Origin of the sequence: Pseudomonas sp. B7 (genome assembly GCF_016735645.1) — a bacterium.
Taxonomy (GTDB): Bacteria; Pseudomonadota; Gammaproteobacteria; order Pseudomonadales; family Pseudomonadaceae; genus Aquipseudomonas; species Aquipseudomonas glycinae.
In genome coordinates, this window is sequence record NZ_JAERRE010000004.1 from 457361 (window position 1) to 465640 (window position 8280).

6 protein-coding genes and 1 rRNA gene are annotated in these 8280 nt (G+C 59.4%); 5 read left to right on the plus strand and 2 right to left on the minus strand.

What is annotated here, in order from left to right; genetic code table 11:
* Positions 1–22: 22 nt before the first annotated feature.
* Positions 23–490 (plus strand): SRPBCC family protein, encoded by a 468-nt coding sequence (locus JKA62_RS12945; protein ID WP_201818059.1) that lies wholly within the window; start codon positions 23–25, stop codon positions 488–490.
* A 58-nt stretch (positions 491–548) separates the two neighbouring features.
* On the opposite strand, the gene JKA62_RS12950 is transcribed toward JKA62_RS12945, so the two are convergent.
* On the minus strand, positions 549–2429 hold the full coding sequence (locus tag JKA62_RS12950) for a methyl-accepting chemotaxis protein (RefSeq protein ID WP_011331841.1): 1881 nt from the start codon (positions 2427–2429) through the stop codon (positions 549–551).
* 311 nt (positions 2430–2740) lie between these two features.
* Here JKA62_RS12950 and JKA62_RS12955 point away from each other — a divergent pair, with 311 nt between their 5' ends.
* From JKA62_RS12955 to JKA62_RS12970, 4 genes are all read left to right on the plus strand, one after another.
* Positions 2741–3241, plus strand: coding sequence for a sigma-70 family RNA polymerase sigma factor (locus JKA62_RS12955; protein WP_041475098.1), 501 nt, complete (start codon positions 2741–2743; stop codon positions 3239–3241).
* Positions 3241–4242, plus strand: coding sequence for a FecR domain-containing protein (locus JKA62_RS12960; protein WP_201818062.1), 1002 nt, complete (start codon positions 3241–3243; stop codon positions 4240–4242). The genes JKA62_RS12955 and JKA62_RS12960 overlap by 1 nt, the downstream gene beginning before the upstream one ends.
* Before the next feature lie 87 nt (positions 4243–4329).
* Positions 4330–6831 (plus strand): TonB-dependent siderophore receptor, encoded by a 2502-nt coding sequence (locus JKA62_RS12965; RefSeq protein WP_201818064.1) that lies wholly within the window; start codon positions 4330–4332, stop codon positions 6829–6831.
* A 75-nt stretch (positions 6832–6906) separates the two neighbouring features.
* Positions 6907–8085 carry a PepSY-associated TM helix domain-containing protein gene (locus JKA62_RS12970; RefSeq protein ID WP_201818067.1) on the plus strand — a complete coding sequence of 393 codons (1179 nt, stop codon included), beginning with the start codon at positions 6907–6909 and terminating at the stop codon, positions 8083–8085.
* Between the two features lie 73 nt (positions 8086–8158).
* On the opposite strand, the gene rrf is transcribed toward JKA62_RS12970, so the two are convergent.
* Positions 8159–8274, minus strand: a 5S ribosomal RNA gene (gene rrf / locus JKA62_RS12975).
* Positions 8275–8280: the final 6 nt, after the last annotated feature.

An 8280-nucleotide genomic window follows, 5' to 3' on the forward strand; every position in this document is an offset into this window, starting at 1 on the left:
TCATCAACCAAGGAGCAACACCATGAGCAATCTGCAACCCGACACCCTGATCAAAAACCCTCACGGCTGCCACGTCGTATCTTCGGTGGAAGTGCCGGTGGACGCCAGGCAAGTGTGGGCAGTGGTCGGTAAATTCGACGGTTTCGACCGTTTCATTCCGGCGCTGTCGCACATCGAAATGACCGGCGAAGGCGTGTCTTCGCTGCGCAAGAAGTTCTTCAAGGATGGCAACGTCGTGGTCGAGCAACTCAACTCACGGGACGACCACGCGCTGAGCATGACCTGGACCACCATCTACAACACCCTGGGCGTGGCCAATCTGTGGGCGGCGATGAATGTGGAGTCACTGGGCGCGGGCAAGTCGCGGGCGACCTGGACGATCATTGCCGAGCCGGCCAGCGGTGGGCCCGAGGCGCTGCCGGGGTTCAAGGATTTCGTGCAGGGGTTTGCCGATGACGCGATGGGCAATGTGCTGAAGCTGTTTGTGTAAGGCATGAAAGAGCCCGCTGCGGATCACTCCGCAGCGGGCTGTTTTTTACCGCAAGCGATCAGATCTTGAAGCTGTCGACCAGCTGTTTCAAACGGTTGGCCTGCTGCGACAACGCATCGCAATCCTTCAACGTTTCATTGAGGTTGGCCACGCTCTGCTGGTTCAGCAGGTTGATCTGGTTGACGTCGACGTTGAGGGTTTCCACCACGGCAGTCTGTTCCTCGGTAGCGGCGGCCACCGACTGGTTCATGCCATCGATTTCGCCGATGCGCTGGGTCACGCTGACCAGACGCAGACCGGCCTGGTTCGCCACTTCAACGGTTTCCTCGCTGGACGCCTGACTGGCGTTCATGGTGGTCACCGCTTCGCGGGAGCCGACCTGCAGCGAAGTGATCATCTTGTGGATTTCTTCCGCCGATTCCTGAGTGCGGTGAGCGAGGTTACGCACCTCGTCCGCCACCACCGCAAAACCGCGTCCGGCTTCACCGGCACGGGCCGCTTCGATGGCTGCGTTGAGCGCCAGCAGGTTGGTCTGTTGGGAGATGCCTTTGATCACGTCGAGAATGTGGCCGATGTTGTCGGTGCTGGCATTCAGGGTTTCGATCTGGGTGCACGACAGGCTGATCTTCTGCGACAGCTCGGTCATGGCCTGAATCGTCTGCTCGACCACCTGACGACCGTCATCGGCCTGCTCGCTCGCGCCACTGGCGTGTTGCGAAGCGTCGGCGGCGTTGCGGGCGATTTCCTGGGTGGCGGCACCCAACTGATTGATCGCCGCAGCGACACTGTTGGTGCGCGCGCTTTGCTCGTCGGAGCCGATGATCGAAGCGTTGGACGATGCCATCACCCGTTGGGACAGATCGTGTACGTGGCGAGTCGCGGAAGACACTTCGGAGATCGAAGCGTGAATCCGCTCCACGAACTGGTTGAACGAACTGCCCAACTCGCCGAACTCGTCCTTGCTTTCCACTACCAGACGACGGGTCAGGTCACCTTCACCCTGGGCGATGTCCTGCATCGCGCGGCCCATGGTGATCAGCGGACGCATCAGCACGGTGATCAGCAGGCTCAGGAACACTGCAATCGCGCCCACCGCAACGAACATCGCAATCACTGCAGAGGTACGGAACTGGCTGAGTGCGGCGTAGGCCTTGTCGCGGTCGATCGACAGACCGATGTACCACTCGGCATTCGGCAGACCGGCAACCGGGGTGAACGACAGGATGCGTTCCTGGCCGTTGAGCACCACGTTTTGATTGCCCTTCTCGATGCGCACACCGGCGTTCGGGTAGATGTCTTTGAGGTTCTTCATCACCTGGTCTTTGTCCGGGCTGACGATTACCTGACCGTCACCGCTGACCAGGAACGCGTGGCCCAGGCCACCGAAGTCCACCGAGTTGATGATCTTTACCAGGGTTTCCAGGCTCAGGTCACCGCCCACTACGCCGAGCAGTTCGCCGTTCTTTTTCACCGGCATGGCGATGGTCACCACCAGCCCGCCAACGGCAGCCATGTATGGCGGGGTCAGCATGGTCTGGTCAGCGGCCACGGCCTGCTTGTACCACGGGCGCTGACGCGGGTCGTAGCCGTCCGGCATCTTCGCGTCAGGGCGCTGGGTGAACACACCGTTGGCCTGGCCGACGTAGGTGAACTGGAAGTTCGAGGTGAAGGCCGGTTGATCGACCAGGCCCGGGAAGTCGGCGTTCTTGCCTTGATGAGCGACGTTCTGCGCGAGGTTTTCCAGCACCAGAATCCGTCCGCTCATCCAGTTCTGCACACTGCTGGCGGTCAGGTCACCGGCCTGCTGGACCGAGGACTGGAGGTTCTGGCGAATCGTATTTCGCTGCAGATAGTCGTTGTACAAAGTGAACAGCGCGAACGCCAGGACCACAACGCCCGAGGCGGCCAGCAGGATTTTATGGCTGAACTTGAGATTCATTTCATGGGACTTCTTATGCGAAAAGTGGGGATGCGTTCCGGATGCAACATTCCATGTACAGCGCAGGCAGCGTTCTGACGGCTGCTCTACTTTGGTGCACGCATGTCTCACCAGTCTGTCGGCACGCTTCGGATAAAACTTAGGGCTTTGCAGGAAATGGACGGCATTTCTGGCAGATTCCCGCCGAACGGCGTGCCAGAGCGTTCGCTTGTCATTTTTTGATGACTGTTTTGCAGCGCCGGTTGCAAATTCTGTAACCCTTGATGACAATGCGACTAATTATCATTTGTGACGTTCGGGCTGTCGCGTTCATGTCCTCATCTGAGTTTGCAGTACAGGCGCTTTACAGTAGTCATCACGGCTGGCTCAACGGCTGGTTGCGCGCGCGACTGGGCAATGCCGCCGATGCGGCGGATCTGGCTCAGGACACGTTCGTGCGTTTGCTGCAACGCACCGAGCGTCTGGAACTCAAGGCACCTCGCGCATTCTTGCGCACGGTTGCCCGGGGTTTGGTGATAGATCATTGGCGCCGTGAAGAAATTGAGCGCGCCTATCTGGAAACCATCGCCCATTTGCCTGAAGCCGAAACCCCAAGTGGCGAATCCCGCGCATTGGTGATCGAACTGCTCGAGGGCATTGCCCGCATGCTTGAAGGCCTGAAGCCGAAAGTGCGTCAGGCATTTCTGCTGGCGCAGTGCGAAGGTTTGACCCACAAGCAGATCGCCGAGCAGATGGGACTGTCTCTGCGCTCGGTAGAACGCTACGTCGCCGACGCCCTGTTTCACTGCTACGTGCTGCGGTACGAAAACTGATGCCAGTGGATAACCTCTCGCTTGGCCGTCGCGCCGAGCCACCGCAACAGGTCGTCCGACAGGCCATTCACTGGCTCTTGCGCCTGCGCAACAACCATGGCAATCCGCGCCTGAATCGCCAGTGCGAACAATGGCGCGCCGAACACCATGACCACGAACTGGCCTGGCAACGGGTGCAGTCTCTGCAAGCTGAACTGACCCACAATCTGCGCGCCGTGCCCGGTGCGCAGGTGGCATTCAACACGCTGGAAAACAGTGCGCAGGGTCTGGGTCGACGTCAGGCGTTGAAGCTGTTGTCCGGCGCCCTGTTGATGGGTTCGGCGGGGTGGCTGGCCAGCGACACTTCCGCCTGGCAACAATGGAGCGCCGACTACGCCACCGCCACCGGCGAACGCCGTGGCTTCCAGTTGCCGGACGGCACGCGGATCGAACTCAACACCGCCAGCAGCGTGGATCTCGATTACACCGCACAGCAACGGCTGATCAGGCTGACCCGTGGCGAAATCATCGTCACCTGCGGTGGCGCCGATGAAGGTGCGCCAATTGATCGACCGCTGCGGGTGCAGAGTCGTCATGGCAGTTACGAGCCGTTCAAGGCGCGATTCATTCTGCGCCAGGAAGATGGATGCACGCGCCTGAGCGTCACCAGTGGCCGGGTCGCAATTCACTCCGCAGGCAACTCGATGGAGGCCATCGCCGGTCAGAGCTATCTGATCGACCACCATCAAATTCGCCCGGCGCCGCCGTTGGACATGGACGCCGGTGCCTGGGTCGACGGGCTGATCGTGACCCGCAACATGCGGCTGGGTGACTTCCTCAACGAAGTCGGTCGGTATCGTCAGGGCTTTCTGAGTTGTGCGTCGGACATTGCGGATCTGCGCCTGTCCGGCGTTTTCCGTCTTGAGGACACCGACAAGCTGCTGGCAATCCTGCCGCAGACCCTGCCGGTGCAATTGCGCTACCGCACCCATTGGTGGGTGACGCTGGAGTCTGTGGCCTGAAATTGTTTTGGCGGGTTTTCGCGGCAAGTCCGGCTTAGTCAGTAAGCACTTCAACTCAGCCTTCGCGACTGCCTACGGAAACCTACAATGACTGCGCGCGTTACCTGTAAGAACCCTCTGAATTTCTCTGCCGAATCCGGCCTGTTGCGCCACGCCGTTCGGGCGGCGCTGTTTTCTACCGTAATGGGTGTTGGCATGTTGCCGGGCCTGAGCATGGCGGCCAATGCCAGCGAGGTCAGCAGCCACCGCTACAACATCGCCGCCGGGCCATTGGGCGAGGCGCTGAACCAGTTCGCACGCCAAGCCGGCATCACCTTGTCGATGACCCCACAGCAGACTCAAGGCCGACAATCACCCGGCGTGCAGGGCGAGTATTCGACCGATCAGGCGCTGAGTCATCTGCTCGGTGGTTCGGGTCTGGAGGCGGTCAGCCAGGACGGCAGCAGCTATGTGTTGCGCTCCGTCGCAGAAACCGAAGCACTGGCCCTGCCGACCACCGACATCAAAGGCTTCGCCCTCGGCAACGCGCTGGGCAGCATGGATGGCTATAACGCGACGCACAGCCAGATCGCCACCAAGACCAGTACCGCGTTGCTGGAAACTTCGCAAAGCGTGTCCGTGGTCACCCGTGAGCAAATGGATGACCAGGGCTCGCAAACCGTGTCCCAAGCCATGCGTTACACCCCCGGCGTGCTGACCAATCCTTACGGCGCCACGCACCGTTACGACTACGTGGCAATGCGCGGCTTCAACGACGGTTCGGTGGACAACATCTACCTCGACGGCCTCAAGTCGATGGGCGACAGCGGCACCTACAGCACGATGCAGGTCGATCCGTATTTCCTCGAGCGCGTCGATATTCTCAAAGGCCCGTCGTCGGTACTTTACGGCCGTAGCTCGCCGGGCGGTCTGGTGGCGCTGACCAGCAAGAAGCCGCTGTACGAGGCCTATCACCAGGTTCAGGCCACCGTCGGCACTCAGGGCCAGCGCGGTGTCGGTTTTGACTTCAGCGGACCGGTCGATGACGACAAGCGCATCGCCTATCGTCTGATCGGTTTGACGGATCAGTCCGACACGCAATTCGACCACAACAAGGAAAAGCGCTTCGCCCTCGCGCCGACCGTCAGCATCGATTTCAACGAGGACACGTCGCTGACGCTGCAAGCGTATCTGCAGCATGACCCGGATGGCGGCTACCACGGTGGCGTGCCGGCCGACGGTACGATTCATCAGCGCAACGGCAATCGCATTTCGCCGCATTTCTTCGAAGGCGAGCCGGGCATCGATGGCTACTCCCGTGATCAGCAGTCGTTCGGTTACCAGTTCGAACACCGCTTCAACGACGTCTTCACCGCGCGGCAGAATTTCCGCTACCTCGACTCCAAAGTGAACATGGATCAGGTGTACGCCTATGGCTGGACGTCGCCGACCAGTAACGAACTGAATCGCTACTACACCGGCGGTGACGAGCGTCTCCACGCGTTCATCGTCGACAACATGCTCCAGGCCGAATTTTTCACCGGAGCGACCAAGCACACAGTGTTGATGGGAGCGGATTATCAGCGACGCAAAACCGTGGTCGACTGGACCAGTGGCGGCCTGGCGCCGATCAACGCGTTCAACCCGGAGTATGGCAATTCCGCTATCACGCCTTACGGCGAGACCAGCTATTTGCGGCGCCTGGAGCAGACCGGCGTTTACCTGCAAGACCTGATCGAGATGAACAAGTGGCGCTTCTCGCTGGGACTGCGTCAGGACTGGGTGGAAACCTCCGACGAAAACCGTATCGCCGAAGCGGGCCGTCCGGTCGGCACCGAGATCAATGATCGACGCACCAAGCTCACCGGCCGTGCCGGCGCGCTGTATCTGTTCGATAACGGGCTCGCGCCGTACGTCAGCTATTCCGAGTCGTTCAACCCGAATTCCTACGCTGACAGCGCCGGCAATCCGCTCGCACCGACCGATGGAACGCAGTGGGAAATGGGCCTGAAGTATCAGCCGCCGGGTACTGACAATCTGTTCACCGCCTCGTTGTTCCGCATCGATCAGGAGAACCTGGCGACCAAACTGCCGCAGGAAAACTTCTATCGCGCTGTAGGCGCTGTCCGCTCTCAGGGTCTGGAACTGGAAGCGCACATGCAGCTGACCGACAACCTCAAAGTCCTCGGCAGCTACACCTTTACCGACATTGAATACTCGAAGTCGATGACCAGCACCTTGAGCACACCGACCAATGTGATCGAGAACAAAGGCAACTCGCCAACCCAGGCGCCACGGCACATGGCATCGCTGTGGGCCGACTACAAGTTCGACAGCGCGGCACTCGACGGGCTGCGACTGGGCGGTGGTGTACGTTATGTCGGCTATAGCTGGGCGGATGCAGAGAACACCATGAAGGTGCCGTCCTACACATTGTTCGACGCATCGATTGGCTATGACCTCGGCAAGGTCGGTCTGAAGGGTGTCGACGTACGCCTGAATGCGAACAATCTGACCAACGAATCCTACGTAGCCTCCTGCGCCAGTCTGGACTTCTGCTACATGGGCGAAGAGCGCAACGTCGCCGCCACGGTCAGTTACCAGTTCTAAGCCTTTGTCTTGTGCATAAAAAAGCCAGCCCCTGATTTCAGGGGCTGGCTTTGTCGTAACTGTGGGGAAATTTTCATGCGTTCGTTTCTGGTTTTATTGCACCGGTATATCGGGTTGGCCACGGCGCTTTTTCTGCTGCTGGCCGGGATCACGGGCAGCATTCTGGCATTCAATCATGAGCTGGATGAGTGGTTGAATCCGGAGTTTTACGCGGCGTCGGCCGAGGGGGAGCGCCTAGCGCCAGGCGAGCTGGTTGATGCGCTGCAATCGGCACATCCGAAGTTGCAGGTCTGGTACATGGAGTACCCGAATGAGGCAGGCCACACGGCATTGCTCGCGGCGGTTGCGCGGAATGGTCCGGCGACCGGCGAACCGTTTGAAGAACGCAATCAAGTGTTCTATCTCGACCCGGTCAATGGCGAGCAAAAGGGCCAGCGTTACTGGGGCGAATGCTGTTTCCAGCGTGAGAACTTCGTTCCGTTCATTCTCGAGTTCCACTACAACCTGACACTGCCCGGCAACTGGGGTTTGCTGTTGATGGGGTTGGTGGCCATCGCCTGGGTAATCGATTGCTTCATCGCCCTCTGGCTGACGTTGCCGCGGGGTAAACCGTTCTGGAAGAAGTGGTCTATGGCCTGGAAGATCAAGGGCGGTCATGCCTATCGACTCAACTTCGATCTGCATCGGGCAGGGGGCTTGTGGCTGTGGTTGTTGTTGCTGCCGATCGCCGTCAGCAGCGTGGCGATGAACCTGCCGAGCCAGGTTTTCAAACCGGTGGTGTCGTTGTTTTCTCCGATTGAACCGAGCGTGTATGAGGCGCGGGGGCGGATGCCTGCCGAAGAACTGGGGATCACCCGATTGAGTTATCAACAGGCATACGAAAGGGCACAGCAGGAGGGGAAAAGGTTGGGGCTGACAGCGGCGATCGGCGAGTTGTATTACAGCTTTGAGTACAACTTCTACGGAGCGGGGTTTGGAGAGCATGACACCGAGGCCCACGGTAAATCCTGGTTGTTCTTCCACGGTACTGACGGACGATTACTGGGGCAGGAGATCGCAGGAGAAGGGACGTTGGGAGAGCGGTTTTATCGGTTGCAATTGCCGATACATGGGGGACGGATCATAGGCTTCACCGGGCAAGTGATGATCGCGATATTGGGTGTTCTGATTGCGGGGTTGTCGGGAACTGGCGTCTACATCTGGTGGCGCAAGTGGCAGGCTCGTCGGTGCAGCATGGCACGCAGAGCGGGTTGAAGATCGGACTTTTGTGGGCACTGAAACGACAAAACCCCTGTCTGCGTTAGCAGACAGGGGTTTCGGAATTCAATCTTGACGATGACCTACTCTCACATGGGGAAACCCCACACTACCATCGGCGATGCATCGTTTCACTTCTGAGTTCGGGATGGGATCAGGTGGTTCCAACGCTCTATGGTCGTCAAGAAATTC

Excerpts from the sequence above, each read along its gene's own strand:
- JKA62_RS12945 (WP_201818059.1), top strand. The coding sequence starts at position 23 with ATGAGCAATCTGCAACCCGACACCCTGATCAAAAACCCTCACGGCTGC.
- JKA62_RS12970 (WP_201818067.1), top strand. The coding sequence starts at position 6,907 with ATGCGTTCGTTTCTGGTTTTATTGCACCGGTATATCGGGTTGGCCACG.
- JKA62_RS12965 (WP_201818064.1), top strand. The coding sequence starts at position 4,330 with ATGACTGCGCGCGTTACCTGTAAGAACCCTCTGAATTTCTCTGCCGAA.
- JKA62_RS12955 (WP_041475098.1), top strand. The coding sequence starts at position 2,741 with ATGTCCTCATCTGAGTTTGCAGTACAGGCGCTTTACAGTAGTCATCAC.
- JKA62_RS12960 (WP_201818062.1), top strand. The coding sequence starts at position 3,241 with ATGCCAGTGGATAACCTCTCGCTTGGCCGTCGCGCCGAGCCACCGCAA.
- JKA62_RS12950 (WP_011331841.1), bottom strand. The coding sequence starts at position 2,429 with ATGAATCTCAAGTTCAGCCATAAAATCCTGCTGGCCGCCTCGGGCGTT.